Source organism: Arthrobacter sp. Y3221160 (assembly GCF_059092585.1).
The window spans coordinates 2,680,759-2,707,616 of record NZ_JBNHHU010000001.1; the positions used below are offsets into that span (position 1 = coordinate 2,680,759).

The window sequence follows — 26,858 nt, forward strand, 5'->3', positions numbered from 1 at the left end:
CTCTGACTAGGCAGGATGCTTAAGCATGCGGCTAAACGTGGGAAGTTACGGCGCAAACCACCCGTCTGCGACCCGTCCAAGCAGCGCGCAAGCGGCCCGCCCAAGCCTTCCGCCCGCCAAGGTGCCCGGAAGCCGCCCGTCTGCCACCCGCCCAAGCCTTCCGCCCGCAAGCCGCCCGGCAAGCGAGCTGTCCACCCCGCTTAGGCCGCCGGCGCGCCCCATCCCGCCGCCCGCCCGCCTTCCGTCCAGCGGAACCACCCGGTTGCCCGCGCCGCGATTGCTCGTCATGCTGTGGGCATGACGAAGCTGCTGCCTGCCTCCAACCTGTTCGGCCACGACGTCACCGCCGCCATCGAGGCCCAGCCGGACGGGGTGGTGCACCTTGATGCGCACTTGGACCTGATCTGGCAGCAAGCGGCTCCGTTGCTTGCCGTCCGCGATAACGACGCCCACACGCTCTACGCCTATGGCCTGGCCCAGGCCCTGCTGGCCGCCCACCCGGAGGCCGATGCCGACGTCGTCCTTCCGGCCATCATGCTGCACGACATCGGCTGGTCGCAGGTGCCCCCGGACCAGGTCCTCGCAGCGATCGCCCCCGGTGGCGGCCGGCCCGACCTCGTCTTGCTGCACGAGAAGGAAGGCGCCCGACTGGCGGCCGGGATCCTCGAAGAGGTTAACCATGACCCGGCGCTGATTCCGCGCATTCTGGAAATCATCGACGGGCACGACTCGCGCAAGGAGGCCCTCTCGATCGAGGACGCCATCGTCAAGGATGCAGACAAAACGTGGCGGCTCAGCCCGCACGGCGTCGACACCGTGATGGAGTGGTTCGGGCTGGACCGCGGCCAGGCGCTTCGGCTCTGCAGCCAGCGCGTCCTGGGCCATCTCTTCACCGAGGAGGCCAAGGCCATGGCGCGCGCGCTGTCTGCGCTGGAATCGGTAACCTTGTGGCCGCAGCGCCGGGCGCTGCTGGCTGACGGCTAGACTCGGTTTCGGTCGGGTGCCGCGAGGGCACGGCTGTGAAGCTCTGCGGCACGACGACGGCGCTGTCCGGCTTGCCCGGAAGACGGCGCCCGGCTTCGTTTGAACGACGGCGGTGCCGGGCTTTGCTTGGACGACGGCGGTGCCCCGCTTTGCTTGGACAATGGTGGTGCCCGGCTAATTTTGAACGACGGCGGTCTCGGCTTACCCGAACGACGACGGTGCCCCACTTTGTGGGGCGACAGGCGGTGCCGGGCTTCGTCTGAACGACGGCGGTGCCGGCTTATGTCGGACCGGCGGAAAAATGGGAGGCAGCTATGGCCGGCGGTAGCCGAGATCCGGGACGCACGGTCACGTCCCGCGTGCTGGCCATCCTTGAAGCCTTTGAGCAATCCCGCGGCGCGCTGAGCCTGACCCAGATTTCCGAGGGTTCCGGCCTGCCGTTGAGCACCACGCACCGGCTGGTCGCGGAGTTGACGGAATGGGGCTTCCTCTCCCGCGGCGCCAACGGCCGCTACCAACTGGGCATCCGCCTCTGGGAGCTGGCGCAGAATGCCGGCCGGCAACTGCGCGATGCCGCGCGCCCGTTCGTGCAGGACCTGTTCTCCCTCACCGGCGAGACGTCACAGCTGGCGGTCCGGGAAGGCCACGAGGTGCTGTACATCGAGCGTATCTACGGCACCAAACGCGTGCCCCGTGCTTCGCGGGTCGGTGGCCGGCTGCCGATGCACGCCACCGCCGTTGGGAAAGTCATCCTCGCGTACGAGGAGGAGTGGGTGCGCACCGCCTACCTGAACCGGCAGCTGGAACGTCCCACCGCCCACACGCATATCGTTCCCGGGCGACTGGCAGAGGAACTGGTCCAGATTCGCGACCAGGGCTATGCCACCACGCTGGAGGAAGTCCGGCTCGGCTCCTGCTCCATCGCCGTGCCCGTTTTCCACACCGGCCGGATCGGCGCCGGGCTGGGGTTGGTGTTGCTGACGTCGCAGGCCGCTACGATGACGCGGCACCTCCCGGCACTGCGCGGCGTCTCGGCGCAGATCGAACGCGCCACCGCGCACATCCCGCTGGAGTCTTTGTTGGGAAGCCACATCGCCCGGAAGGCGTGAGCGCCCGGCGCACATCCTGGTCATTCCCGGACAGCCGCACCACGCGCTACGGCGCATGCCTGATGAGTCGTTGCCGGGCAGCCATGAGGCGCGCAAGGCCTGGGCGCCCGGCCCAACAGCCCACCCGGGCTTATTGCTGGCCAGCCACATCGCGCCCAAGGGCCGTATGCCGCCGCATGCCACGAGATGCTAAGCACTATTCGTTTCCACTCAGTGGAAGAGCTCCTTAGGCCCCGCGAGTGACGTGGGCAACACTGGAGTCTAATCAGCCCGCTGAAACCGACAACGGCGACGGCGGGAGCAGACCCCAAGGAGTTCCAGATGTCATCTTCGACCGAAACGGCAGCTTGCCCGTTCGGCCACGGTGCCGAGGCCCCCGCAGGACACCACGGCTACGAGCCGTTCCAGATGAAGGACCCGTTCCCGGCTTACGCCGAACTGCGGAACGAGCAGCCCGTCATGTTTGACGAGCGCGTCGGCTACTACGTGGTTTCCCGCTATGACGACATCAAGGCCGTTTTCGAGGACTGGGAGACCTTCTCCAGCGAGAACGCCCAGGCACCGGTGCGCCGGCGCGGCCCGCAGGCCACCAAGATCATGGAAGAGGGCGGCTTCACCGCCTACTCGGGTCTTTCCGCCCGCCGCCCGCCGGAGCACACCCGGATCCGCGCCGTCGCCCAGAAGGCTTTCACCCCACGCCGCTACAAGGCGCTGGAACCGTCCATCCGGCAGAACGTCGTGGACCAACTGGAAGCCATGCTCGCCAATCCCGATCGCCGCGGCGAACTCGTGAAGGACCTGGCCTACACCGTCCCGACGGTCACGATCCTGACGCTGATCGGCGCCGACGTCTCCCAGGTGGACACGTTCAAGCGCTGGTCCGATTCCCGCGCGGCGATGACCTGGGGCGACCTCAGCGACGAGGAGCAGATCCCGCACGCCCACAACCTGGTGGAGTATTGGCAGGAATGCCTGCGCCTGGTCCGTGTCGCCCACGAGGAAGGCGGCGACAACCTGACCGGTGACCTGGTCAAGGCCCAGCAGGACGGGGCGGAGATCAGCGACCACGAGATCGCCTCGATCCTCTACTCCCTGCTGTTTGCGGGACACGAGACCACCACCACCCTGATCGCCAACTCCCTGCGCGTGTTGCTGGCGCGTCCGGACCAGTGGCAGCAACTGGTGGAGGAGCCCAAAAAGATCCCGGCAGCCATCGACGAGGTGCTGCGCTTCTCCGGATCCATCGTCGGCTGGCGCAGGAAGGCGCTCAAGGACACCGAAGTCGGCGGGGTCAAGATCCCGGAGGGCGGCGAATTGCTGCTACTGATGGGCTCCGCCAACCGCGACGCCGCCCGCTTCGAAGACGGCGAGGAGTTCGACATCTCCCGCGGCAACGCCCGCGAACACCTGTCCTTCGGCTTCGGCATCCACTACTGCCTGGGCAACATGCTCGCCAAGCTGCAGGCCAAGATCGCCCTCGAAGAGGTGGCGCGGCTGGCACCGAACCTGAAGCTGGAGAACCCCGGGAACATCGAGTTCCGCGAGAACATCTCCTTCCGAGTCCCCGAAACCGTCCCCGTCAGCTGGGAGGCCTAAGCCCATGCGCAGCAACGAATTCATTCAGTTTTTCGACGGCGGCATCGAGCCCCGGCTCGAACACCTCGGCGGCAAGGGCGCCTCGCTGGTCACCATGACCTCTGCGGGCATGCCGGTGCCCCCGGGATTCGTCGTCACCACCGCCCAGTTTGACCGGTTCATGCAGGAAGCCGGAATCACCGAGCACATCAACCAACTGCTGGCCGGCCTCGACCCGGAAAACATCGCGCAGGTGGACGCGGTATCCGCCTCCATCCGGGCAGACATCTGCTCCCGCCCGGTTCCGGCCGACATGCGCGCCCAGACCATTGAGGCCTATGAGGCCCTGATGTCGCGCTTTGACGCCCCGGTCCCGGTGGCGGTGCGGTCCTCCGCCACCGCCGAAGACCTGCCGGATGCCTCCTTCGCCGGACAGCAGGACACCTACCTCTGGCTGGAAGGCTTCGCCGCCGTCGGCGAACACATCCGCAGCTGCTGGGCATCGCTCTACACCTCGCGCGCCATCATCTACCGGCTTAAAAACAAGATCCCGGACCAGGGGCTGTCCATGGCCGTCGTCGTGCAGAAGATGGTCAACGCCAGGGTCTCCGGCGTCGCCATGACCTTGGACCCGGCCAACGGCGACCGCTCCAAGATCACCATCGACGCGTCCTACGGCGTCGGCGAAATGGTGGTTTCGGGGCAGGTCACGCCGGACAACATCGTGCTGGACAAGGTCACGCTGGCCCCGGTCGCCGAACACCTGGGCGACAAGCACGCCGAACTGATCCCCGACGCCGCCGCACGCACCCTGGTGGAGCGGGAGGTCGACGCCGAACGGCGGGCCCGGCGCTGCCTGACCGACGACGAACTGCTTGCGGTGGCGCGGATGGCCAAGCGGGCGGAGAAACACTACAAGTGCCCGCAGGACATCGAGTGGTCGCTGGACAGGGACCTGCCCGACGGCGAAAACCTGCTGCTGCTGCAGTCCCGGCCGGAGACCGTGCACTCCTCCAAGAAGCCGGTCGCGGCGTCGTCCGCGGTATCGGGGGGCGGCGGGTACGCCGCGGCCCTGGGTGCTGCGCCCGCGACGGCGGCGCCCGCCGGGGCCGGGAACGCAGGAGCCGGGAACGCAGGCACCGCCACCGGAAGCTTCAGCCTGGGCAGCATCACCGCCTCACTGCTGAAGCCCTCCGCCTGACCATTGCCCTGAACTGTTCCGCCTGTTCCACCGCAAGGCAGCAAGGCAACAACAGCCCCACCGCAAGGAAGCAAGGCAACAAGGTTCCACCGTTCCACCGAACCGCCCACCGAAGGCTCAATGCAGAGCCGCCACCGAAAGGACCGCCATGTCTATGAAGTCCTTCCCGAAGCCCTCCGAACTGCCGGTGCCCGCCGGCGCCGAGGGCTGGGAGAAGATTTACCCGTATTACCTGGTGTTCCAGGACAAGCTCAAGGAACAGGAAGACGCCAAGTTCTGGTTCTGCGACAGCCAGCACTGGCCCACCGTCTACAAGCCGTTCGAGACCATCGGCGGCGAGTTCGCGGTCAAGTGCCTGGGCCAGTACAACGCCCGCCACCTGATGATCCCCAACGCCAACGGCATCGAGTTCCGGGTGCACCTGGGCTACCTGTACATGTCGCCGATCCCGGTGCCGGAGGACCAGATCGCCGCCCGTGTCCCGCATTTCGAGCAGCGCGTGGGCCACTACTTCCAGAACTGGGAGGAACTGCTCAAGCAGTGGCACGTGAAGGTCCGCGGCACCATCGACGAAATGGAAACCATCTCGTTCAAGAAGCTGCCGGACATGGTGCCGATGGAAGACATCACCACAGGCAAGGCCAAGGACGGCTCCGAGGTGCTGCTGGAGAACTACGACCGGCTGATCCAGCTGGCCTACCAGAACTGGCAGTACCACTTCGAGTTCCTGAACCTGGGCTACATCGCCTACCTGGACTTCTTCAACTTCTGCAAGGAAGTCTTCCCGAACATCCCGGACCAGTCGATCGCCACCATGGTGCAGGGCGTGGACATGGAACTCTTCCGCCCGGACGATGAGCTCAAGCACCTCGCCAAGCTGGCCGTGGAGCTGGGCCTGCAGTCCGCCTTCGGCAACACGGACGACGTCGATGCCACCTTGGCCGCGATCCGCGCCTCCGAGGGCGGCGACCGCTGGATCGCCCGCTACGAGGAAGCCAAGGACCCGTGGTTCAACTTCACCGTGGGCAACGGCTTTTATGGGCACGACAAGTACTGGAACGAACACCAGGAAATCCCGCTGGGCTACATCGCCGACTACATCCGCCGGCTGGACGAAGGCCAGCACATCATGCGCCCGGTCGAGGAGCTGGTGGCGGAGAAGGAACGGATCGTGGAGGAATACCGCGAACTGCTCGACGGCGAGACCCTGGCCGCGTTCGACGCCAAGCGCCAGCTGGCCGCCACCGCCTACCCGTACGTGGAAAACCACAACTTCTACATCGAGCACTGGACCATGGGCGTCTTCTGGCGCAAGATCCGCGAGCTTTCGCGGATGCTGCACGCCGAGGGCTTCTGGACCGAACCGGACGACCTGCTCTACCTGAACCGCAACGAGGTCCGCGACGCGCTCTTCGACCTGGTCACCGGCTGGGGCGTGGGCGCCGAGCCGATCGGCCCCACCTACTGGCCGGAGGAAATCGAGCGCCGCCGCAAGATCGTGGACGCGCTGAAGACCGCGCGGCCGGCACCGGCACTCAACACACCGCCGGCCCTGATCACCGAACCCTTCACCCGGATGCTCTGGGGCATCACCACCGAACAGGTCCAGCAGTGGCTGGGCGAGGGCGAAGAAGTCGAAGGCGGCGGACTGCGCGGCATGGCCGCGTCCCCCGGCGTCGTCGAGGGGTACGCGCGGGTGGTCCACGACTCTGACCAGCTCTCCGAAGTGCAGCAGGATGAAATCCTGGTGGCCACCGTGACCGCGCCGAGCTGGGGGCCGATCTTCGGCAAGATCAAGGCGACCGTCACGGACATCGGCGGCATGATGAGCCACGCCGCGATTGTCTGTCGCGAGTACGGACTGCCGGCGGTGACTGGCACCGGCTCGGCCTCCACCACCATCAAGACCGGCCAGCGGCTGCGTGTGGACGGGACCAAGGGCACCGTGCAGATCCTGGACGTTGAGGAAGCCGCCGAACCGGCCGTCGCCGGGCCGGGAGCACACAGCCACACCTGAGTTTCCGGCAGCGCCGCAGCCGACTCAGGCACACCAAGTGCCGGGCCGGGAAAGCCCGCCCCCAGCGGGTCCCGGCCCGGCACACCGAACATGAAAGCGTGACGATGACACAGCCTCCCCCCGACGCCACGGCCGGCCAAGGCTTCCCGAACCCCGACCAGGGGGCCGGCACCCGGACCGTGCTGATCACCGGAGCCGCCGGAGGGCTGGGCCGCGCCTTCGCCCTGGGCTTCGCGGCCCGCGGGTACCGGGTGGCAGCGGCCGACACCAACCTGGCCGGTGCCGAAAAGACTGCCGCACTGGTCCGCGAAACCGGTGCGGAGGCCGAGGCCTTCGAAGCCGACGTCACCGACGTGGCCTCCACCGAGGCCCTCGCCCGGCGGTGCGCCGACTTCGGGCAGGGGAGCATCGACGTCGTCCTTAACAACGCCGCCATCTATGCCACGGTGACCCGCACCCCGTTCGAGGAGATCGACCCGGCCGAATGGGACCTGGTCATGAACGTGAACCTCAAGGGCCCTTGGCTGGTGACCCGCGCCGCCAGCCCCTACCTGCCCGACGGCGCCCGCGTCATCAACCTTTCCTCCGCCACCATCTACTCCGGCTCGGAGCAGTGGCTGCACTACGTCGCCTCGAAGGGCGGCGTGGTGTCGATGACCAGGGTGCTGGCCAAGGAACTGGGCCGGCGCAACATCACCGTCAACGCCATCGCGCCGGGCTTCACGCTCACCGAGGCCAGCTACGGGCTGATGGAGAACGCCGAGAACTACGGCGTGGACCGCGGCGCGCTCAAACGCGCCAGCCAGCCCGAGGACATCGTGGGCGCGGCGCTCTTCCTGGCCGGGCCGGACAGTTCCTACATCACCGGACAAACCATGGTGGTCGACGGCGGCCGCCAGTTCATCTGAACCACTGCAACCCGAAGGAGAACCATGCCTACGGTACATTTCACCGACGCTGAAGGCGCCGTCCGCGACGTCGAAGGCAACCCCGGCGACTCGGTCATGGAAACCGCGGTGCGCAACGGCGTACCGGGCATCGTCGCCGAATGCGGCGGCTCGCTGTCCTGCGCCACCTGCCACGTGTTCGTCCGCGAGGACACCATGGACCAGCTTCCGGAGATGGAAGACATGGAAGACGAAATGCTCTACGGAACGGCGGTGGACCGCCAGGAAAATTCGCGCCTGTCCTGCCAGCTCAAGCTCGCCGAGGGCCAGGACGTGTACGTCACCACCCCGGAAACGCAGATCTGATCATGGATACCACCACCACCACGACGACGGCGGCCCCCGCCCAAGCGGCGGAGGGTGCCGTGCAAACCGGGCTGCTGATCATCGGCGCGAGCCAGTCGGGAGTCCAGCTGGCCGTTTCGCTGCGAGCGCTCGGCTTCACGGAGCACATCACGCTGCTGGGCGAGGAAAACCACCGGCCCTACCAGCGCCCGGCCCTGTCCAAGGAGTTCCTGCAGGGCACGGTGGAGAGCGAATCGCTGATCTTCCGGTCGAACCAGTACTGGGCGGACCACAACGTGGCCCTGGTCAAGGGCGAGCGGATTGAGCGGATCGAGAAGGAAGCGGACGGCTCCGGGGTGGCGCACGCGGTCTCCGGGGCGCAGTTCCCGTTCCGCCGACTGGCCCTGACCGTGGGCGCCCGGGCCCGCAAGCTCCAGGTGCCCGGTGCGGATCTGGACGGCGTGGTCTACCTGCGCAACGCCGACGACGCCCTGGCGCTGAAGGCCCAATTGGAGGGCGTGCGGGACGCGGTGGTGATCGGCGGCGGCTTCATCGGACTGGAGGCTGCATCCAGCCTGCACAAGATGGGCAAGAACGTCACCGTGCTCGAGTACGGGCCGCGGCTGATCGGCCGGGCCGTGGGTGAAGAAACGAGCGACTACTTCCTGACCGCGCACCGTGAACGCGGCCTCGACATCCGGCTGAACTCCCGCATCCGGGAACTGGTGCCGGCGGACGGCGGGGGCAGGGTAGGCGGCGTCGGACTCGACGACGGCACCGTCGTCGCCGCCCAGCTGGTGTTGGTGGGCATCGGCGTCGTGCCCAACACCGAGCTGGCCGAGCAGTTGGGCCTGGAGGTGGACAACGGCATCGTGGTCGACCGGCACGCGCTGGCCTCCGACGGAACCACGGTGGCGGTGGGCGACGTGGCCAACATGCCCAATCCGCTGCCCGGCTCCCCGGAGGGCGAGCGGATTCGGCTGGAAAGCGTGAACAACGCGATCGAACACGCCAAGGTCGCCGCCTATTCGCTGATGGGCCGGCGGGAGGACTACGCCGGGATCCCGTGGTTCTGGTCGAACCAGGCGGACCTGAAGCTGCAGATCGCCGGCCTGACGCTGGGCTACGACCGGACCGTTGTCCGCCGCGACGACGAGCGCGGCAAGTTCTCCGTCCTCTACTACCGCGACGGCCGGATCATCGCCGCCGACTGCGTGAACGCCCCGCTGGACTTCATGGCGGTCAAGAACGCCCTGGCCAAGGGCCAGAACATCCCCGCGGACGCGGCAGCCGACCCCGCCGTCGTCCTCAAGACCATTGCGACGGACGACTGACTGCCCGCCGTGCGGCTGCACGACAAGGAGACCCACCCCATGAGCACCCCCGAGACACAGACCCCGGAGGCCAAGGGCCAAACCCCGGCATGGGCCGCCGGCGGCCAGCCAGACCCCGCCGAGGATCCGCGCGCCGCCGCCTTCGCGGCCGCCCACCCCGTGCGGCCGCTGCCGGCCACGGGCGACATCGACACCACGCCCATCGCCACCACCCCGGCGGCCGCCGCCGACCTGGACCCGATCTGGCAGGCCGTGGTGCCGGAGACACGCACCCGCGCCAACGACATCCACCTGCCGATTTCGCTGGCCTTCGCCGAGCGGCTGTGCCGGGCGTACCCGCAAGCCGACGCGGAACTGGTTCGGGTAGCCGTCCTGCTGCACGACACCGGCTGGGCGCACGTGGACGAGGAACGGATCCTTTCCGAGGGGTTCACCGGGGACTGGCGCAAGGCGGCCATCCGCTTCGAGCACGAGGCCGAGGGCTGCAAGGTGGCACGCACGGTGCTGCCCGGCCTCGGGTATTCGGAGGAGTTCGTCGACCGCGTCTGCGAGATCATCGACGGCCATGACACCCGCCACGTGCCGTACTCGCTGGAGGACGCCCTGGTCCGGGACGCCGACCGGCTGTGGCGGTTCGACCACGCCGGCATCGCGGTGGCCGCGTCCTGGTTCGGCATGACGCCGGCCGTCTACACCGACCGGCTCGGCGCCGAGATCATTCCGGAACTTATCACCGAGGCCGCCCTTGCCATGGGAACGGCCGACCTGGAACGTTCCAGGGCCCTGCTGAAGACAGGAGTCATCCGATGACCACCACCCCCGGCACCGCCACCCCTGCACCTGCGGGAGCGCCGGCGTCGTCCGCCCCGCCCGCCCTCGCCGCGCGCGCAGCGTTGCACCTGCCCTACACCCACGTCGACGACGTCTTCATCGACGGCGCCTGGGTCCCCGCCCGCGGCACCGGGCGCAATCCGGTGACCGACCCGGCCACCGGCGAGGTCTGGGGGTCGGTGCCGGACGGTACCCCCGAAGACGTGGACGCCGCCGTGGCCGCGGCGCGGCGGGCCTTCGACTCCGGCCCGTGGCCGACGCTGGCGCCGTCCGAACGCGCGGCGTATTTGCTGCGGATTGCGGACGAAGTCGAGAAGCGGTCCGAGGAGCTCTCGCTGACCAACACCCGCGAAAACGGTTCGCCGGTCTCCGAGTCGTCCCGGGCCGCCGGCAATGCCGCAGGAATCTTCCGATACTTCGCCACCCTGGCCGGCTATCTCGAACACGAGGACGTGCGCCCGTTCCCGCACGGCGGCGGCGAATCCGTGGTGCGCCGGGATCCGGTTGGGGTGTGCGGGCTGATCGCGCCGTGGAACTTCCCGATCAACCTCATGGTGATCAAGCTGGCGCCGGCGCTGCTGGCCGGCTGCACCGTGGTGATGAAACCGGCCTCGCCCACGCCGCTGTCCTTCCGCCTCATCGTCGACGCCGTGGCCGCCGCCGGAGTGCCGGCCGGCGTGGTCAATCTGGTCACCGGGTCGGGCAGGCTCGGCGACACCCTGGTCAAGCATCCCGGCGTGGACAAGGTCGCCTTCACCGGTTCCACCCCGGTGGGACGCAAAATCGCCGCCGCCTGCGGCGAGCTGCTGCGCCCCGTCACGCTGGAACTCGGCGGCAAGTCCAGCGCGGTGGTGCTCGAGGACGCCGACCTGGACGAGATGTCGAAGGTGCTGATCCGCTCCAGCATGCGCAACACGGGCCAGACCTGCTACATCTCCAGCCGCATCCTCGCCCCGGCCGCCCGCTATGACGAGGTGGTGGACATGGTGACGGCGACCATCGCCGCCGGCGTCCAGGGCGACCCGCTGGACCCGGCCACGGACTTCGGCCCGTCGGCCACCGAGTCGCAGTACCGGACAGTGCTCGACCATCTGGAGGCGGCCAGGGCCGAGGGGGCCCGGGCCACCACCGGCGGGCGGGCGGCGCGGCTCGGCGGCGGGCTCGAGGGCGGTTACTTCGTGGAGCCCACGGTGTTCGCCGACGTAACCCCGGACATGCGCATCGCCCGCGAGGAGGTCTTCGGGCCGGCCCTGGCCGTGTTGAAGTACACGGACCTGGACGAAGCCGTTGCGCTGGCGAACAACACCGGGTTCGGGCTGGGCGGACTCGTGTTCGGCCAGGACCAGGACGCGGCGCTCGCCGTGGCCGATCGCATGGACACCGGCTCGGTGGGCATCAATTTCTTCGCTTCCAACCACTCCGCTCCGTTCGGCGGCAGGCACGACTCGGGCCTCGGCACCGAGTACGGGATTGAAGGACTCAACGCCTACGTCAGCTACAAGTCCATCCACCGTCGCTAGGGCCTGTCCGGCCGTCGCTTGACCTATCCCACCCGTCGGTCGGCCTGTCCCGCCGTCGTTAGGTTTGTCCGGCCAGCAGCCGGGCGTAGAGGTTCAGGTGGTCAGCCGTCATGCGTGCAGCGCTGAAGCGATTTTCGGCGGCCGCCCGGCAGGCGCGGCGGTCCAGCGCGGCGGCCTGGGGCAGGAACCTGGCCAGTTCCCGATGGTCCTCGGCCAGATGCCCGGTGGCGCCGGGCTCGACGATTTCCCGGGCGGCTCCCCGCGGCGTGGCGACCACGGGGGTCCCGGCGGCCAAAGCCTCGATCATGACGAGGCCGAAAGGCTCGGCCCACTGGAGCGGGTTCAACAGGGCGACCGCCTCGCCCAGCAACCGGTATTTGTCGCCGCCGGCGACTTCGCCGAGGAACTCCTCATCCGGCCCGAGCATGGGTTCGATGACGTCGTGGAAGTACCGCAGTTCCTCGGGCTCGCGCATCTTGGCGGCGATCTTCAACGGCATCCCCGCCATGCGGGAGATCCCGATGGCCTCGGCCACTCCCTTGTCCGGACACATCCGGCCCAGGAAACAGGCGTACCCGCCCCCGCCCGCGCCCACCGGGATGGCGGCGGTATCGATCCCGTGGTGAATGACGGCGGAGACGTCGAGGCCGGTACCGGCCACCTGCTGGTGAGAGATGGCGACGAGGGCGACGTGTCGTTCCGCGGCGCGGTAGATACCGGTCAGCTGCGCGGTCAGCCCGGTGTGGATCGTCATGACCCCCGGCACCGAACCCGGCCGGTCCCGGTAGAACGGCCCCGTCAGGGTGTGGTCGTGGATCAGGTCGACGCCGTGGAGCCCCTCGTAGGCGCGGATGATGTGGTGGAGCTCCGACCAGTTGGTCCCGATGGCCTCCGGATCGGACGGCTCCGTGCCCGGCACCAGGGGAACGGGGCATGTGCTGTCGGCGGCGGCGGCCAGCACCACGTCGTGTCCTGCGTCCACGAAGCCGCGGGCGAGGTTGTCAACGACCTCTTCGATACCGCCGTAGCCGCCCGGCGGAACCGGAAACCACGGTGGGGCGATCAGCCCGATACGCATCGTTGGCCTTTTCTCCCGGAGGGGCTCCAGCGTACGACTGCGCAGCCGGGGTTGGCGAGGCGCGCAGGTTCGACGCCTGTGGTCCGGCGGAGCGGCGGCCGGTCACCGGCGGCGGGCGGCGTGGGCCGCAAGGGTCGGCCAAGCAGGGCATCGAGGCGGCTCATCTGTCCCCGGCGGAGCTTTCAGACCCTTCCGTTTCCCGGCCGCTGAGCACCAGCAGCTCCGCCAGCGGCGACCGCGCGCCGTGACGCACCCTCACCTCGGGAGCCAGGCCCTCCACCGTAAAAGTTTTCCCGGTGGCGGCCAGTGACACCCGGGATTTCCCGAGCAGCAGGTTGTCCGCGCGGAACGAGCCGAAGTCTGCCGGAATCTCAGGAGCGAGCCACAGCTCATCCGCCGGGAGATAAGGATCCAGGCGCAGGAGCATGCGCATCAGATGGACCGGCGAGGCGGCGGCCCAGGCCTGCGGCGAGCAGGACGTGGGGTAGGGCACGGGCACGTCGTATTCGCTCCGGTCGAAACCGCAGAACAGTTCGGGCAACCGTCCGTCGAAGTGAACGGCGGCATCAAAGAGCCCGCCCGCCACCCTCCGGGCCTCCTCGACAAACCCGTAGCGCATCAACCCGCTGGCGACCAAGGTGCTGTCATGGGGCCACACGGAGCCGTTGTGGTAGCTGACCGGGTTGTAGGCGCCCATGTCCGATGCCAGCGTCCGGATCCCCCAGCCCGTGAACATCTCGGGGGACATGAGCCGGGCGGCCACTTGCGGTGCCTTGTCGTCATCGACGATGCCCGACCACAGACAATGCCCCATGTTGGAAGTGCAGGCGTCCACCGGCCGCTTTTTTCCGTCCAGGGCCACGGCGTAGTACCCCAGGTCGGGAAGCCAGAAGCGCTCGTTGAACTCCTCCTTCAGCCTTGCCGCGCGGCGCCCCCACTCGGCGGCAAGGTCCTGATCACCGGCCGCGGCGGCCAGCAGGCCGCGGCCGATGTAGGCGCTGTAGACATACCCCTGAACCTCGCACAGGGCGATCGGCGGCTCTGCCAGCCGCCCGTCGGCGAAGTTAATGCCGTCCCAGGAATCTTTCCAGCCCTGGTTGAGCAGGCCGTGGGGAACGGCCCGGTTGTACTCCACAAAGCCGTCACCGTCCCGGTCCCCGAAGTTTCGGATCCAGTCCAGCGCCCGGTCCGCGTGCGGCAGCAGCGACTGCAGGACGTCCCGCTCCATGCCCCAGCGGTTCAACTCCGACATCAGGACGACGAAGAGGGGAGTCGCGTCCGCCGTCCCGTAGTACGCCGCGTGGTCGCCCAAAACTACTCCGGCCGCCACTCCCAGGCGCACCTCGTGGAGAATCCGGCCGGGCTCCTCCTCTGTATCGGGATTGAGTTTGCTGCCTTGCCGGGCGGCGAGCGTCTGCAGCGTCCCGCTTGCCAGCGAGGGGTCCACGGGCAACGCCATGTAGGCGGACAGGAGCGAGTCCCGGCCGAAGAGCGCCATGAACCAGGGGGCACCGGCGGCAACCACGGCGCGTCCCGGATGGGCGGGGTCGAAGATCCGCAGCGCACCGAGGTCCTCGTGGCTTCGCCGCAGCACCGCTTCGATGTCGGTGTTGGCAATGTCCAGCCGCGGCGTTGATTCCCCCCAGGCCCGGTGGCGGCGTGCCGCTTCCAAGTCGGCGACGGAGCCGGTGGCGACGAACGGCTCGGCGGGCCGGTCCTGTTCCACCAGCGGAGTGACGATGACGCTCGTGGTCCACTTCCCGCGCGCCGGGATGATTGCCTCAAAGTGGAGCACGTCCTCGTTCACCGCTGCGCCGCGCCCGTGCACGAGGATGCCGCGCCGGCGGCCGCGGCGTACTACTTCGAGCTGGAGTTCATCGCCCTGGGCCTGCCGGACCAGCTGGACCGCAGGCGCCGCCCGCCCGCCTTTCACGTCAAAGAGGTCGGCAAAGTCGGCTTCCACCCGCAACTCCAGGACGCACTCCGCCGGCAGGGCCGAGTGATTGGTCACCACCAGGTCCTCGCGCAGGCCGGCCCCGACGAGGCGTTCGCGTTCGACCACCAACTGGGAGTCGGCCAGCCCGTCCGCTCGGCGGGCCCGCCCGACGAAGAGCGCACGGTACGGCTCCAACACGCGGGACAACAGGGGTTCGAGGGGAAGCCCGTTGACGGTCAGGCACCAGCCGGACAAGATCCGGGTGTCCTGGTAGAAGGCGCCCTGCGTCAGGCCGGGAAACATGTCGCCTCCCGCCGAGGAGATGCAGAAGGACGAACCTTCCACCACCGTCACCGCTCCGCCGGCGCTCATCGGCCCGGCCGCGGTATCGGCATTCCAGCCGCCGTCGGACTGCGCCTGCCCCGGCGCGGCGCCTTCTTGTTGCGGGGATGCAGGGGCGATCGATTGCTTTTCCACAGTTGACTCTCTTGAACTGCGCAGCGGAACCCTGATGCTGAAACCGGCTGTTGAGGGAGGCTGCTCCGGCGGCCCGCCTCAGCGGTTTCTCTTTATTTGATGTTCTGGCGGATTAGTACGTCAAGATGGCGGCGCCATAATTCCGGTTCGTCCTGCCTTTTGCCCGGGCACGGCGCGCGCCCCGCCGTAATACCGCACCCGGCGATCGGTGCTCCGGGCGTGCAATGAACCCCGTAACCTGTTGTGCTGGTGGGGGAGGTTGATAGATGAAGAATTGGTTGCTCCTCGCGGGAGCGATTGTTTGCGAGGTGGCGGCGTCCCTGTCGTTGAAGGCTGCCTTGGATTCGCCGGGAATGTACGCGGTGGTGGTCGCCGGCTACGTCACGTCGTTTGCGCTCCTCGCCGCCGTCCTGCGTGCGGGAGTGCCCGTCGGGGTCGCCTACGGGATCTGGGGTGCGCTCGGCGTCGCCCTCACGGCCGTCCTGGCGGCAGTGTTGTATCAGGAACCGTTAACGGCCTTGATGGTTGCCGGCATGGCGCTCGCCGTCGCCGGGGTGGTGCTCGTGCAATGGGGCGGGCACCGGGCTTCGTCGCGCCGGGCAGAGGGGGCGCGTACCTAATGGCCTGGGTCTTCCTCGCTGTCGCGATCGTCTTGGAGGTAGCCGCCACGCTCTCGCTGCGGGCCAGCATCGACGGGCACAAAGCCTGGCTGGTGGCCGTCGTGTCGGGCTACCTCGTAGCCTTTACGTGCCTGTCCTTCGCCCTGCGTCACGGGCTGGGAATCGGGATTGCCTACGGCATCTGGACTGCCTGCGGCGTGGCCTTGACGGCGCTGGCCGGAAAGTTCCTCTTCGACGAACCGCTGACCAAGCTGATGGCGGCCGGAATCGCCTGCATCGCGGCCGGCGTGCTGCTGATCGAACTGGGCACGCCCTGACGTCCTCCGCCACAGGGCTGCGAACGCGCCCGGTTGACCGCCGGGGCGGGTGGCCCGGACGCAGCTAAAGTTGAGGGATGCCATCCTTCCGCGCCCAGTTGGAGATCACCGGGCTGCGGCCCGGCAACCCTCCGGAAGCGGTGATGGACGCCGCAACGGCAGCGGTGGGTTCCGCCCACGTGGTGGAAGCACACCAGTTGGACGTGGTGGCCGGCGTCCCGCGGATCACCGTCCGCTTCACCGTGGACGCCAACGCTTATGCCGTTGAGAACCGCCAGGCGTTGCAGACCGGCGCCAACATGCGCCACGCGGTTGAAGAAGTCGCCGGTACCGCCGGACTGGCCGTGCTGCGGCGCTCGCGCGGCAAGTGGGCTCCGGTCCGCTAAGGAGGAGATGCGCCCTCGGGGTTAATCCAATAGCTCGCCCCGGCGGATGGCGAGGCGCTCGGCATGCCCCACCTGGAATCGGCGGGACATGCCGCACACGAGCACGAAGAACAGGCCGAAGCCGGCCGCCATCGCCACCGGCGGGGACGGTGAATCGCCCAGGAAACGGTCGTAGAGCAGCCAGCCCAAACCCCAGCAGACTGCCAGCACCACCGCCATCCGGCCGCGGCCGGTCATGGCTGCCACGGCCGCGGCAAAGGACACGGCCGCCACCGCCAGCACGGCCCAGGCCGCGGCGCCCCAGCCGAACAAGTCGGCGCCGCGACCGGTCAGCCAATCCGCGGCATGGACCGCCGCTGCGAGCAGCATCCACCCGGTGAAGAGACCGATCGGAGCATCCGCCAAGAGGGCTTCCACCGGTTCCCGGCCGGGGTGGCGGGTCAGTCCGTAGACCGCCCGGCCCAGGGATGCCAGCACCAACAGGGTAAGGGCCAGCGTCAGCCCCGCCTGCCCGGCCCGCGCTGCCACGACGCTGCCCGCGGTCAGCAGCATCGCCGCCGCGACCGGCCATCCGGTGGAGCGCTGCCGTGCCGACTCGCGCACGGCCGGCCACCACTGGAAGATCGTGTAGCCGAAGAGGCCCAGGTAAATCAGCGACCAGATCTCGGCTGCCCGGGCGTCCAGCGACAGCAGGGTTCGGTCGGGGGAGGGAGGCCCACCGCCCGCATCATGGATCGGGGTGCCGCCGAGCAGGCCCACGCTGCTGGCTCCTGCCAGCAGGCACGCGACCAAAGCGACGGTCACCGCGCACTGGCGTGCCAGGTCGGCGGCCAGCAGGGATCGAAGCCGGCGGACCGGGGGCAGCGCGGTAGCCATCAAGGGTTCCATGGAAGGCGCAGTTTTCACTCTGCTCCCAGGTCGGCGGAAGGGGATGCGGCGGGACGCGGGATGACGGCGTCGGCAGCGCCATTGGCACGCAGGTAGGCCCGCCGGCGGAAGCCGATCACGGCCGTGATCACCGAAGCCACCAGGACGCCCACCACCGTCCCGATCAGGATGTTGACCCAAAACGGGAAGGTGGACACCGTGCCCGCGACGTAGCCCAGCCCGATCATCCACGCTGCCCACAGCACCGAACCGGCGGCGGATGCGAGCAGGAACGGCTTGAACGGCACATCCGCCAGCCCGGAGGCCGCAACCGAGGCCGTCCGGCCACCCGGGATGAAACGGGCCGCCACCACCGCGGCATAGGTGGAGGATTCACCTGCTTTGGTCAGTGCCAGCGTCACCCCTCGGTCGATCATCCGGCCCCAGCTGTAACGGTTAAGCCAAGCGTTGACGCCGCGCTGGAACAGCAGGAAAAGCAGGAGGTCGCCGAGCCAACTGCCCAGCACCGCGGCCAGAATTACCAGCGGCAGGATCAGTTCACCGTTGGCCAGCAGGGTTCCGCCGCCGATCACCATCACTTCCGACGGAGATGCCGGCATCGCGGCGTCGAGAATAACCAGAAGCAGCGTCATGGGGTAATACACCCACTGCAGCGGCCCCTCGGGAATCTCCATTGGCCCAATCTATCGGGAATACAGGCCCGGTGGCAGACTGGAAAAGATGGAAATCCGCATCCTTGAAGGCGACATCACCCAGCGTCAGGTGGACGCCATAGTGAACGCCGCCAATTCCAGCCTGCTCGGCGGCGGGGGAGTAGACGGGGCCATCCACGCCGCCGCGGGACCGCAACTGCTGGAAGCCTGCCGACGGCTGCGCGCCACCGAACTGCCGGACGGGCTGCCGCCGGGCCACGCGGCCGCCACCGAGGGCTACTTCCTGCCGGCCAAGTGGGTGATCCATACCGTGGGGCCAAACCGCCGCGCCGGCCAGACCGACCCGGAGCTGCTGGCCAGTTGCTTTCGGGAATCCCTCCGCGTGGCCGACGGGTTGCGGGCCGAGACGCTGGCGTTCCCGGCGATCGGTGCCGGCGTCTACGGCTGGGATGCGGAGACGGTCGCCCGCCGCGGCATCGGCGAGGTTCTCAAGTACGACGGCGGCGGCATCCGGGTGGTCGAATTTGTCCTGTTTTCGGCGGGGCTGGCGGAGACCTTCCGACGCGTCCACGCGGAACTGGGCGGTTAGCCCTTATCCCGGAGGCCGTAGTAGCGGCGCAGCCACAGCGAAAGACCGTCCAGGCCCGGGAAGAGCACCCGTTCGGTGACATTGGCCTGGTCAAGGTGGTCCCGGATGCGCCACTTGAGTGTCGCCGGGATGATGATCTTGCGGTAGATCCCGGGATGGCGCCCCAGCCACTCGTCCAGGCCCGCCGATGAGTCCGACATGGTGGAAAAGATTGCCGCCTGGTTCACGATCCGCTCGTCCAGCGACGGCGGTTCGAAGAACAAGGGCACGCTGCGCCCGTCCGCGTCGGTGAAACGGTCGAACTCATCCAGGGTAAAGGCGGCATGGGAGAGAACGCCGGTGGTGAACAGGCCGCCGCCCAGTGACTCGACCGCCGCGCGCAGTTCCTCGGGCAGCGTGCGGTGGGCGGCCGCATAGTCGACGCACCAGACGGCACCGTCCTCGTCGTACCTGCTGGTGTCCCGGGTGGCGAAGTGCAGCGCCACGTAGGGCGAGTGCGACCAGTCCAGCAGGCGGGTCGGCAGGCCATGGTGCTGGGCGACGCTCAGCCAATTCCAGTCCGAGTCCCCGGGTGAGGTGTCCCGGTGGGCGTACTTGCGGAAGTTGCGCAGGATGTGCCGTTCCACATCCGTCTCCTGCTGCCCGCGCAGCCGGACCAGCCCGGTGGAGAGATCCCGGGCGGCGGAGGTGTGACCGCGGTAGGCAACCGTCGGCCTGAACTTCCCCTGTGAGGATTGCCAGCGGCTCTCGGTCAGGGTGGCGATCAGGCCAAACAGGTCGTCGCCGTCCGGGTGGACGACGGACTCCTGCCCGCCTCCCGCGGCGGCAGGGCCGTTTCCGGCCACGCCTCCCGCGGGGGCAGGGCCGTTTTCGGCCACGCCTCGCGCGGGGTGGCCGTTTTCAGCCATCAGGACGGTCCGCGCTCGATGGCCTGCTGCACCGCCGAAGCGATGCCGCCGGCGAACGGCTCCCCGTGGCCCGGGAGGGCGATTCGTGCCTCCGTCTGCGCCAAGGCCTGGAGCGACTGGAGTGCTTGCCGGGTGTCCGCGGTGGCGGCGGCAGCTACTATGTGCGGTCCGCGAGCGCCGGTATACGGGTCGAGGGTGACCAGCGCGTCGCCGGTGATCAAGGCCCCGCGCCCGGGGAAGTGCAAGGCGCAGTGCCCGGCAGTGTGTCCGGGAGTGGGCACCACCGTGGGTGCGCCGGGCAGCGTTGCGGCGGCACCGTCGTCGAGCGTCCGCAGGTCCGTGACACCCTTGACCATGAGCGCGCCGGCTGCGGTCATCCGGCTCAGGATGGGTATGCACCGGGGGTACTTGACGGGATAGATGAGGCGGTTTTTCTCGTGCTTGTACCGGTAGGGATGGGCGGCGATGTAGTAGTCGCCGGGGTGGCAGTACACCGGGACGTCGAGGTCGTGCTGCAACCGGGCGGCAAACCCCACATGATCGAAATGGGCGTGCGTCAAAACCAGGGCACTGATGTCGCGGGGCGAACGGCCCAGCTCCCGGATGGCTGCCACGGTCATCTTCCACATGGCCGGCAGTCCGGCGTCGACCAGCATGATCCTGTCGCCGTCCTCGACGATGTAGAGGTTCACTTCGGCATGGCCGACGCGGTGGATGTTTTCGGCGACGTTGCGTTGAAACATATCTGCCTTTCGGACTCAGGGCATCCCCGCGGCGCTGGCGGCCGCGGGGATGCGTGGCGTGCTATTCCTTGCGCAGCTTGTCCTGGACTGCCCCGGCGGTCTTCTCGACCAGGTTGGGAAGTTCCGTGGTCCCGTAAAAGCGTGCGTCCGGGTGGGTCGGCTTCGGCATCGGGGCGGTGGTGGTGGGGCCGTCGTGGTAGGTGAACTCGCCCTTGCCGTCGGGGGAAGCCCCGCTCGCCCAGGATCCTTGTGCCGCGGCGGCCCCGTCCGAGAAGTTCTGGTACTGGTAGGCCACGTCCCGGTTCTCTTTGGACAGCGGGAAGTTGCTCGGCACCGGCAGGGTCTCGGACCCCTCTTCCTGGAGTTCCCGTGCCGCGGCGATCCACTGGTTCTGGTGCATGGTGTCCCGGGCGAGCAGGAAGGAGAGCATATCGCGCACGCCGTGGTCGTCCGTCATGTGGTAGAGCCGGGCTACCTGCAGCCGGCCCTGCATCTCCGCGTTCGCGTTGGAGGTGAAGTCTGCGAGCAAGTTGCCGCTGGCGGTGATGTAGCTTCCCGACCAGGGGTTTCCGTTGCTGTCCACCGGGCGGGCGCCCGCGCCTGCGACGATGGCCTGCTGGACATCGGTTCCGCCCACCACCGCGGCGATCGTCGGATCAGACTGGACGGCTTCGTCGGTGATGCCGAGCGGGGCTTTCTCCAGCAGCTGCGCAATCATCTTGGCCAGCATCTCCACGTGGCCGAACTCCTCCGCGGCAATGCCGAAGAGCAGGTCCTTGTACTTGCCGGGGATGTGGATGTTCCACGCCTGGAAGCTGTACTGCATGGCAACCGTGATCTCGCCGTACTGGCCGCCCAGGACCTCCTGAAGTTTCCGGGCGTAGACGGCATCCGGCTGGTTTGGTTCGGCTTTGTATTGGAGCTCTTGTTTATGGAAGAACATCTGCGGCAACCTCCGCGAAAATGGGCTCGCCGTCGCTACTGCCAACTCATCTGTCCGGGCTGGCCACGTGCGGGCCGGATGCCTTCCACGCTAGGCACGCTGAATTTAATAAGCAACCTTAGTGACCGGCAGCGGGGTGCCCGGACTTCGATTGAAGCCAGTCCTTCGGCAGCACGCGGGTCATGGCGGCGAAGCGTGGATTTTCATAGTCCCCTGCGGCACAATTGCCGCAGGCACACCGCCCAGATCCACTCCGACGACGGCGAGAGGTGTTCCGTATGCGCCAGGCAGGTTTGGCCGTCGCCCACGGCGTGTTCAACGTGGCCTTCGGGGTATGGCCGCTGCTGCACTACCGCAGCTTCGAAGCGGTTACCGGGCCGAAAGGGGAGCCTTGGCTGGTCAAGACTGTCGGCGGCCTGATGATTGCGGCGGGCCATGCGCAGATCAGGGGCGCCGGGACTTCCGGCGGCACAGCCGCTGCCCGGCGGATCGGCATGGGGGCGGCTGCCACCTTTGCGGCCGTCGACATCCTCACCGCGGTGCCCGGACGGATCAGCAGGATCTATCTTCTCGACGCCGTGGTCGAAGCCTGCTGGCTGGTCGCCTGGGCGCGGCGCCCGGTCTAAGGGCGTCGCCGCTTGCGGGTTCCGCGGAGCCCGGCGCGCGGGTGCCGCCGCTTCCGCGTCCTTCGGTAACCGGCCACCGCCAGGCCTGCCAGTCCGCCGGCCATCACACGGGCGCGTCCCGAACGCCAGTTCCCGCTGACTTTGTTCGACGGCGGATCCGGGGCGAAAACAGTCCCCGCCGATGGCGCGACGCCCTGTCCCCGAAGTGCCAGGGTGTCCATGAGTGGCCCCGATACGCGGTCGTGCAGGCCCGGGAACCAGCGCTGGAACGGAATGAATACGTGCTGGAGCCGGCCCACCACCACCTGGCGGCGGGGCTTTGAGGCCATCCGGGCGATGGCCCTGGCCACCCGGTACGGGCTGACGACCGGAGGGAGGGGGTGGACGCTGCGGCCGGTGTAGTTGGCCGCGTGCTGGAAGATCGGAGTGTCGACGGTGGCGGGCAGGACGGTGCAAACGTGGATGTTCTTCTCGTCGAGCAGTTCCTGTCGCAGCGCGTTGGCCAGCCCCAGCAGCCCGGCATTGCCGGCCACATACGCGGACACGTAGGGCGTGCTGATCTTGGAGTAGACCGAGCCGACGAGGATCAGGACTCCACGCCGCTGCCGTCGGAATTGCGGCAGCACGGCCCGAATGCTGTCGGCCTGGCTTAGCAGGTTCGTCTCGACTATCTTCCGGAACACGTCGGCCGGTGTTTGTTCGAACGTGCCGTAGCCATAAACGGACGCAGCCCCGATCCACACGTCGATCCGCCCGAACCGGTCCAGCGCAGCTTGAACCAGCCTCTCGGAGCCGCCCTCATCCGTGATGTCGGTGGGCACCGCGATGGCCTGTGCACCCAGCCTTGAGCACTCGGCCGCCGCCTCGTCGAGGCTGGAGGCGCTGCGCGCCGCCAGCACCAGGGCAGCTCCGCGCTTGGCCAGGATCCGGGCTGTCGCCCTGCCGATTCCGCTGGAGGCTCCGGTGATCACGGTGACCGGGCCGGTGGTCTGATCGGTGGACCGGCCGGTTGCCCGGCTACGGGGTGATTGCTCTGCCAATGCTTCTCCTCGCCTGGCCCTCTGGCGGACGTGGCATCAGCGTAGACCGCTACCCCGGGCCTGGCTAGGCGGCGGGACCTTAAACCGGCAGTGGCCCTGCCGTGTGACGGCCCGCCGGTCCGGAACAGCGGCGGCAGGAGCTGCCGCACCTGGCTATATCCGCAGCATAGGCAGCGGATTATCCGCAGGAAAGGCAGCCGAATTCGGCTGAGGCTGGCTGCGGGGGCTTAACTAGTAAGCAAGCTTATTGTAGAGTGTTTTGATCAGGGTCCATATCGAACGGCGTCGGGGCACGCACCTGCCAAGGCGTCAGAGGGGAAGATCGCCATGGCAAGAGAAGGCAACGTCCAGGCCCGAAGCACCGGACGGACCCCGCTCCAGACGGCGGCAATGGTCTTCGGTGCCGTTTTTCTGTTGATCGGGCTCTTGGGCTTCATTCCGGGAATCACCTCAAACTATGACCAGATGTCATTCGCGGGACACCAGTCCGAAGCCATGCTGATGGGCGTGTTCCAAGTTTCGATTCTGCACAACATCGTCCACCTCCTGTACGGCGTGGCTGCATTCGCGCTCGCGAGGACTGTGTCCGGTGCCCGGAACTTCATGATCTGGGGCGGCGCGGTCTATCTGGTCCTCTGGCTGTACGGCCTGTTTATTGACCAGCAGAGCGCAGCCAACTTCGTGCCGTTGAACACCGCAGACAACTGGCTGCATTTCGTCCTGGGCGTGGTCATGATCGCCCTGGGCCTGCTGCTCGACCGCCGGCGGGACACCAGCGCCCGCGGAACCGCTGCCGGCCGGGCCTGAAGCGGCCGAATCCCGTAGTCCGCCAGGCCCGAATCCCGTAGTCCGCTAGGCCTGCCGGGCAGGGGCGAACGCGCCGCCGGCAGCAATTGCTCCGGCGGCGCTATCTGCTGCCCCTTCGCGTCGTGCTGCCCATTCGGCTGGCGCTGCCCATTCGGACAGTTCCAGTTGGCTGCGGTATTCCACCGGTCGTCCGCTGATCGGGTCGGTGAAGGAGATACCGCGGGCCAGTAATTGCAGGGGACGCTCGAAGTCGTCAGGAGCCTGGTCCAGCAGCACCGGGTAGAACGGGTCGTGTAGGATCCCGATGCCCAACGACGCCAGGTGCACGCGCAGCTGGTGGGTCTTCCCGGTATGCGGTTCCAGTTTGTAGCGGCCCAGCCGTCCGCGCTGTTCCAGCAACTCGATCCGGGTCTCCGCGTTGGGCTCTCCCTCGACGACCTCGGCCAGCAGGTAGGTGCGGGACTTGACCATGCGGTTCCGCACCGTGTGCGGGAACTGCAGCCGCGGATCCACCGGTGCGATGGCCTCATATTCCTTCTGCACCAAGCGTTTCTCGAAGAGCACCTGGTACTTGCCGCGGGTGGCGGGATTAGTGGAGAAGAGCAGCACTCCGGCGGTGAGGCGGTCCAGCCGGTGCATGGGAATCAGATCCGGGATATCCAGTTGGCGGCGCAGCCGGACCAGCGCCGACTCCTGGATGAAGGTGCCGCCGGGGGTGGTCGGAAGGAAATGGGGCTTGTCCACCACCAGGATGTTCGCGTCCTGGTGGAGGATGCTGATCTCCACCGGCAGCCGCTTCTCCCGCGGCAAGGTCCGGTAGTACCAAATGAACGTGTGGGCATCCAGCGGGGTGGTCCGGTCCAGCACGGCTCCGCCTTCGCCAACGATCTCGCCGCGGTCGAAGCGGTCCCTGATACCGTCGGGATCCACATGGCCCCACCGGTGGAGCATGTAGTCCAGCGCCGTTTCCCACGGCCCCTCCCCGGGGAGGCGCAGGCGGGTGGCGTTGACGCCGTCGCGCACCGGTAGCGGGGATTCCATCACCCATCAAGGGTACCGGGTGGCACCACCCGCAACCGCAATGCTCAGGGACAGCCGGTGACCCGATAGAGCTTTGCTTCGCCTTCGGAGTCCACCAGCTCGAACCCGTTGGCCTCGGTCAGCTCCTGCAGGCCCGGCACCGAGGTCCTCTCGCCGGGGTGCACCGAGTGGTCTCCAAAGTCCAGCACGAACTGCACGTTCTGTGCCTCGACGGCGGCGCACACCGCCGGATCCGTCTTCATCTGATCCAGCTTGTCCATGATGAGCTTGCCGTCCACCCGCGGGGACGTGACTCCCGACGGGACCAGCGCGGGACGCCCGGTGTAGGCGTAGGACAGCGAGGCGCCGGTGAGCGGGTTGCCGGCGATGACCGCGCCTTCCGGAACGTGGGCGGGAATCCGCTTGATCAGCGCGAGCTCGTCCGCGGTGAGCAGGTGGGAGCTGTCCGTGAACCGGTACTTGGCGGCGGCCTCGGAAATGCCCCGCTGCACGGCAAACAGCGGCACCACTGCCAAACTGGCGACCACCAGCAGCCCGGTGGCGGCCGGCCGGAACCACGACGGCGGCTTCTTCTCGCGACGAACCAGCGTGGCCCGGAAGAAGGAGCGCGCAGTCCCGGCCAGTGCGACGCCGCCGATGGCTGCGATCAACAGTCCGGCCACCGGAAGCATGGCGCTGATGCGGAAGAAGTCGTTGTACCAGATACCGGTCACCCACCAGCGCAGGCCCGGCATCTGGTGCCAGTTGCCGATCACGTAGAGGGCAGCCGCGATAGCGTACATTGCCAGCGCGAAGCGGTTTTTGCGGAGATTGAAGACGACCGCGGCGCCCACGATCGTCAGGACGGTCGCCAGGATGGAGATGGGGCGCTCGAGCGGCGAATGCAGCACCACGTCGGCCAGGGCCTCGGCGGCACTGCCCAGGTTGTCCCAGTTGGTGCTGCTGCTGCGGGCGGGCCGGAGCGTCATCCAGAGCGCGGCCAGCACCACCAGATAGGCGACGGTGCCCGCCAGGGCGCGCCGCCGTCGTCGTTGTTCTCCGGAGCGCAGCGCCGGGTGGGCGGCCGCGAAGACCGGCGGCACCGAGAGCGCCAGCAGTCCCATGATGGTGGCGGGATGGGACAACGCCATGCCCGGCAACAGCCCGACCAGCAGCAGCACGTTGCCTTCCGTTGACACACGCGTGTGCACGCCCACCCGGAGCAGTTGCAGCACCACCCCCAGCGCGGCCGGAAGCATGGCGATGGAGAGCATGAACGGATAGACGACGCCGAACTCCAGCAAAAGGTAGGGGAAGCTGCTGTAGGCGAGCGAGAGCACCGCGGCGACCAGCAGCGGCATGGTGCGTTCACCGGTGATCCGGCTGACCAGGAACAGGCAGCCGCTGCTCCAGATCCCGGTGATCAGCACCAGGTTGGTGATGTTGATGGCGGCCGCGGGCTGCAGCCCCGCGGTGATCATCACCAGGGAGACCACGTCGTGCCAGCCCGCCGGGTAGAAGGTGCCCCGGTCGGTGGTGCCCAGGTAGCCCAGCGTCAGCGAGGAGGCGTTGCCCGAGTCGGAGATGTAGCGCAGCGCGTTGAGGTGAAAGATGTTGTCGTGCGACTGCGCGATGTTGTCCGGGGCGCCGAAGATCCAGAGCATGGCGGCCGCCAGCGGCACGGCCGACACCGCCCAGGCCAGCACGACCGACCGCCAGGGCGCCGGCCGGTCCGGGGCTTCGGGATCGCGGTGCAGGCGGTGGCCGACGCGGCGGCGGAGCAGCCAGAGCAGGACGGCCACGAGCACGGTCACCGCCAGAAGTTGCGGCCAGGCCCAATCCAGCCCGACCAGGCGGCCAAGCTCGGCGGCGACCACGATGGCGGTGACACCGAACGGGCCGGCCAGTGCGACCAGGGACAACCGGCGCAGGCCGAGCACTGCACCCCAGAGCAGGCCGGGTCCGAAGACGAGGACGATGGCCAACAGCGCGGCCGGAATCGTCTGCAGCCAGCTCATGGGCCC

The 26,858-nt window shown here is 68.1% G+C and carries 26 protein-coding genes; 16 read left to right on the plus strand and 10 right to left on the minus strand.

What is annotated here, in order from left to right:
* Positions 1–297 precede the first annotated feature (297 nt).
* The 10 genes from AC5RWG_RS12480 (at position 298) to AC5RWG_RS12525 (ending at position 11,803) form a co-directional block, all read left to right on the plus strand.
* Positions 298–984 (plus strand): HD domain-containing protein, encoded by a 687-nt coding sequence (locus tag AC5RWG_RS12480; RefSeq protein WP_494167066.1) that lies wholly within the window; start codon positions 298–300, stop codon positions 982–984.
* 314 nt (positions 985–1,298) lie between these two features.
* Positions 1,299–2,093, plus strand: coding sequence for an IclR family transcriptional regulator (locus AC5RWG_RS12485; protein ID WP_494024373.1), 795 nt, complete (start codon positions 1,299–1,301; stop codon positions 2,091–2,093).
* A gap of 321 nt (positions 2,094–2,414) precedes the next feature.
* Entirely contained in the window at positions 2,415–3,689 is a 1,275-nt protein-coding gene (locus AC5RWG_RS12490) for a cytochrome P450 (protein WP_494024655.1), read from the plus strand.
* A 4-nt stretch (positions 3,690–3,693) separates the two neighbouring features.
* Complete coding sequence (locus AC5RWG_RS12495; protein WP_494167067.1) at positions 3,694–4,869, plus strand: PEP/pyruvate-binding domain-containing protein; 1,176 nt, start codon at positions 3,694–3,696, stop codon at positions 4,867–4,869.
* 148 nt (positions 4,870–5,017) lie between these two features.
* Positions 5,018–6,886, plus strand: a complete 1,869-nt coding sequence (locus AC5RWG_RS12500) for a PEP-utilizing enzyme (RefSeq protein ID WP_494167068.1) — start codon at positions 5,018–5,020, stop codon at positions 6,884–6,886.
* 104 nt (positions 6,887–6,990) lie between these two features.
* Complete coding sequence (locus AC5RWG_RS12505; protein WP_494101444.1) at positions 6,991–7,794, plus strand: SDR family NAD(P)-dependent oxidoreductase; 804 nt, start codon at positions 6,991–6,993, stop codon at positions 7,792–7,794.
* Between the two features lie 24 nt (positions 7,795–7,818).
* Positions 7,819–8,139 (plus strand): 2Fe-2S iron-sulfur cluster-binding protein, encoded by a 321-nt coding sequence (locus tag AC5RWG_RS12510; RefSeq protein WP_494002250.1) that lies wholly within the window; start codon positions 7,819–7,821, stop codon positions 8,137–8,139.
* Positions 8,140–8,141: 2 nt separating this feature from the next.
* On the plus strand, positions 8,142–9,452 hold the full coding sequence (locus tag AC5RWG_RS12515) for an NAD(P)/FAD-dependent oxidoreductase (protein WP_494167069.1): 1,311 nt from the start codon (positions 8,142–8,144) through the stop codon (positions 9,450–9,452).
* Positions 9,453–9,491: 39 nt separating this feature from the next.
* Positions 9,492–10,262 (plus strand): HD domain-containing protein, encoded by a 771-nt coding sequence (locus AC5RWG_RS12520; protein WP_494013088.1) that lies wholly within the window; start codon positions 9,492–9,494, stop codon positions 10,260–10,262.
* On the plus strand, positions 10,259–11,803 hold the full coding sequence (locus tag AC5RWG_RS12525; protein ID WP_494167070.1) for an aldehyde dehydrogenase family protein: 1,545 nt from the start codon (positions 10,259–10,261) through the stop codon (positions 11,801–11,803). Before AC5RWG_RS12520 ends, AC5RWG_RS12525 begins: the two co-directional genes overlap by 4 nt.
* 58 nt (positions 11,804–11,861) lie before the next feature.
* Here the strand turns inward: AC5RWG_RS12525 and AC5RWG_RS12530 are convergent, their stop codons facing one another.
* Together AC5RWG_RS12530 and AC5RWG_RS12535 are read right to left on the minus strand one after the other, a co-directional pair.
* Positions 11,862–12,881: a glycosyltransferase family 4 protein gene (locus AC5RWG_RS12530; RefSeq protein ID WP_494048874.1), complete on the minus strand. Its 1,020-nt coding sequence runs from the start codon at positions 12,879–12,881 to the stop codon at positions 11,862–11,864.
* Positions 12,882–13,041: 160 nt separating this feature from the next.
* Positions 13,042–15,189 carry an amylo-alpha-1,6-glucosidase gene (locus AC5RWG_RS12535; RefSeq protein ID WP_494167124.1) on the minus strand — a complete coding sequence of 716 codons (2,148 nt, stop codon included), beginning with the start codon at positions 15,187–15,189 and terminating at the stop codon, positions 13,042–13,044.
* Between the two features lie 371 nt (positions 15,190–15,560).
* On the opposite strand from AC5RWG_RS12535, the gene AC5RWG_RS12540 reads away from it, so the two are divergent.
* The 3 genes from AC5RWG_RS12540 to AC5RWG_RS12550 all read left to right on the plus strand — a co-directional run bounded on the left by AC5RWG_RS12540 (position 15,561) and on the right by AC5RWG_RS12550 (position 16,617).
* Positions 15,561–15,914 carry a DMT family transporter gene (locus tag AC5RWG_RS12540; protein ID WP_494167071.1) on the plus strand — a complete coding sequence of 118 codons (354 nt, stop codon included), beginning with the start codon at positions 15,561–15,563 and terminating at the stop codon, positions 15,912–15,914.
* A complete protein-coding gene (locus tag AC5RWG_RS12545; protein WP_494167072.1) occupies positions 15,914–16,231 on the plus strand; it encodes a DMT family transporter in 318 nt (105 codons plus the stop codon). The genes AC5RWG_RS12540 and AC5RWG_RS12545 overlap by 1 nt, the downstream gene beginning before the upstream one ends.
* A 77-nt stretch (positions 16,232–16,308) precedes the next feature.
* The gene (locus AC5RWG_RS12550) at positions 16,309–16,617 is read left to right on the plus strand and encodes a hypothetical protein (protein WP_494128107.1); all 309 of its coding nucleotides are present in this window, start codon (positions 16,309–16,311) and stop codon (positions 16,615–16,617) included.
* Between the two features lie 21 nt (positions 16,618–16,638).
* Here the strand turns inward: AC5RWG_RS12550 and AC5RWG_RS12555 are convergent, their stop codons facing one another.
* Entirely contained in the window at positions 16,639–17,505 is an 867-nt protein-coding gene (locus AC5RWG_RS12555) for a TspO-related membrane protein (protein WP_494167073.1), read from the minus strand.
* Positions 17,506–17,519: 14 nt separating this feature from the next.
* Positions 17,520–18,179 carry a DedA family protein gene (locus tag AC5RWG_RS12560; protein WP_494075745.1) on the minus strand — a complete coding sequence of 220 codons (660 nt, stop codon included), beginning with the start codon at positions 18,177–18,179 and terminating at the stop codon, positions 17,520–17,522.
* A gap of 46 nt (positions 18,180–18,225) precedes the next feature.
* Here AC5RWG_RS12560 and AC5RWG_RS12565 point away from each other — a divergent pair, with 46 nt between their 5' ends.
* Complete coding sequence (locus AC5RWG_RS12565; RefSeq protein ID WP_494075744.1) at positions 18,226–18,747, plus strand: O-acetyl-ADP-ribose deacetylase; 522 nt, start codon at positions 18,226–18,228, stop codon at positions 18,745–18,747.
* Here AC5RWG_RS12565 and AC5RWG_RS12570 read toward each other — a convergent pair.
* The 3 genes from AC5RWG_RS12570 to AC5RWG_RS12580 form a co-directional block, all read right to left on the minus strand.
* Positions 18,744–19,655 carry an FRG domain-containing protein gene (locus AC5RWG_RS12570; RefSeq protein ID WP_494167074.1) on the minus strand — a complete coding sequence of 304 codons (912 nt, stop codon included), beginning with the start codon at positions 19,653–19,655 and terminating at the stop codon, positions 18,744–18,746. The genes AC5RWG_RS12565 and AC5RWG_RS12570 overlap by 4 nt on opposite strands.
* Positions 19,655–20,398: an MBL fold metallo-hydrolase gene (locus AC5RWG_RS12575; RefSeq protein WP_494167075.1), complete on the minus strand. Its 744-nt coding sequence runs from the start codon at positions 20,396–20,398 to the stop codon at positions 19,655–19,657. The genes AC5RWG_RS12570 and AC5RWG_RS12575 overlap by 1 nt, the downstream gene beginning before the upstream one ends.
* A gap of 61 nt (positions 20,399–20,459) precedes the next feature.
* Positions 20,460–21,341 (minus strand): manganese catalase, encoded by an 882-nt coding sequence (locus AC5RWG_RS12580; RefSeq protein WP_494074234.1) that lies wholly within the window; start codon positions 21,339–21,341, stop codon positions 20,460–20,462.
* Positions 21,342–21,619: 278 nt separating this feature from the next.
* Here AC5RWG_RS12580 and AC5RWG_RS12585 point away from each other — a divergent pair, with 278 nt between their 5' ends.
* On the plus strand, positions 21,620–21,967 hold the full coding sequence (locus AC5RWG_RS12585) for a hypothetical protein (RefSeq protein ID WP_494074233.1): 348 nt from the start codon (positions 21,620–21,622) through the stop codon (positions 21,965–21,967).
* Here the strand turns inward: AC5RWG_RS12585 and AC5RWG_RS12590 are convergent.
* Positions 21,964–23,007 carry an SDR family NAD(P)-dependent oxidoreductase gene (locus tag AC5RWG_RS12590; RefSeq protein ID WP_494074232.1) on the minus strand — a complete coding sequence of 348 codons (1,044 nt, stop codon included), beginning with the start codon at positions 23,005–23,007 and terminating at the stop codon, positions 21,964–21,966. The genes AC5RWG_RS12585 and AC5RWG_RS12590 overlap by 4 nt on opposite strands.
* A 327-nt stretch (positions 23,008–23,334) precedes the next feature.
* On the opposite strand from AC5RWG_RS12590, the gene AC5RWG_RS12595 reads away from it, so the two are divergent.
* Positions 23,335–23,814, plus strand: a complete 480-nt coding sequence (locus AC5RWG_RS12595) for a DUF4383 domain-containing protein (RefSeq protein ID WP_494002266.1) — start codon at positions 23,335–23,337, stop codon at positions 23,812–23,814.
* A gap of 45 nt (positions 23,815–23,859) precedes the next feature.
* Here the strand turns inward: AC5RWG_RS12595 and AC5RWG_RS12600 are convergent, their stop codons facing one another.
* Both AC5RWG_RS12600 and AC5RWG_RS12605 read right to left on the minus strand, forming a co-directional pair.
* A complete protein-coding gene (locus tag AC5RWG_RS12600) occupies positions 23,860–24,855 on the minus strand; it encodes an RluA family pseudouridine synthase (protein ID WP_494167076.1) in 996 nt (331 codons plus the stop codon).
* 44 nt (positions 24,856–24,899) lie between these two features.
* Complete coding sequence (locus tag AC5RWG_RS12605) at positions 24,900–26,852, minus strand: DUF6541 family protein (protein ID WP_494013077.1); 1,953 nt, start codon at positions 26,850–26,852, stop codon at positions 24,900–24,902.
* Between the last annotated feature and the right edge of the window lie 6 nt (positions 26,853–26,858).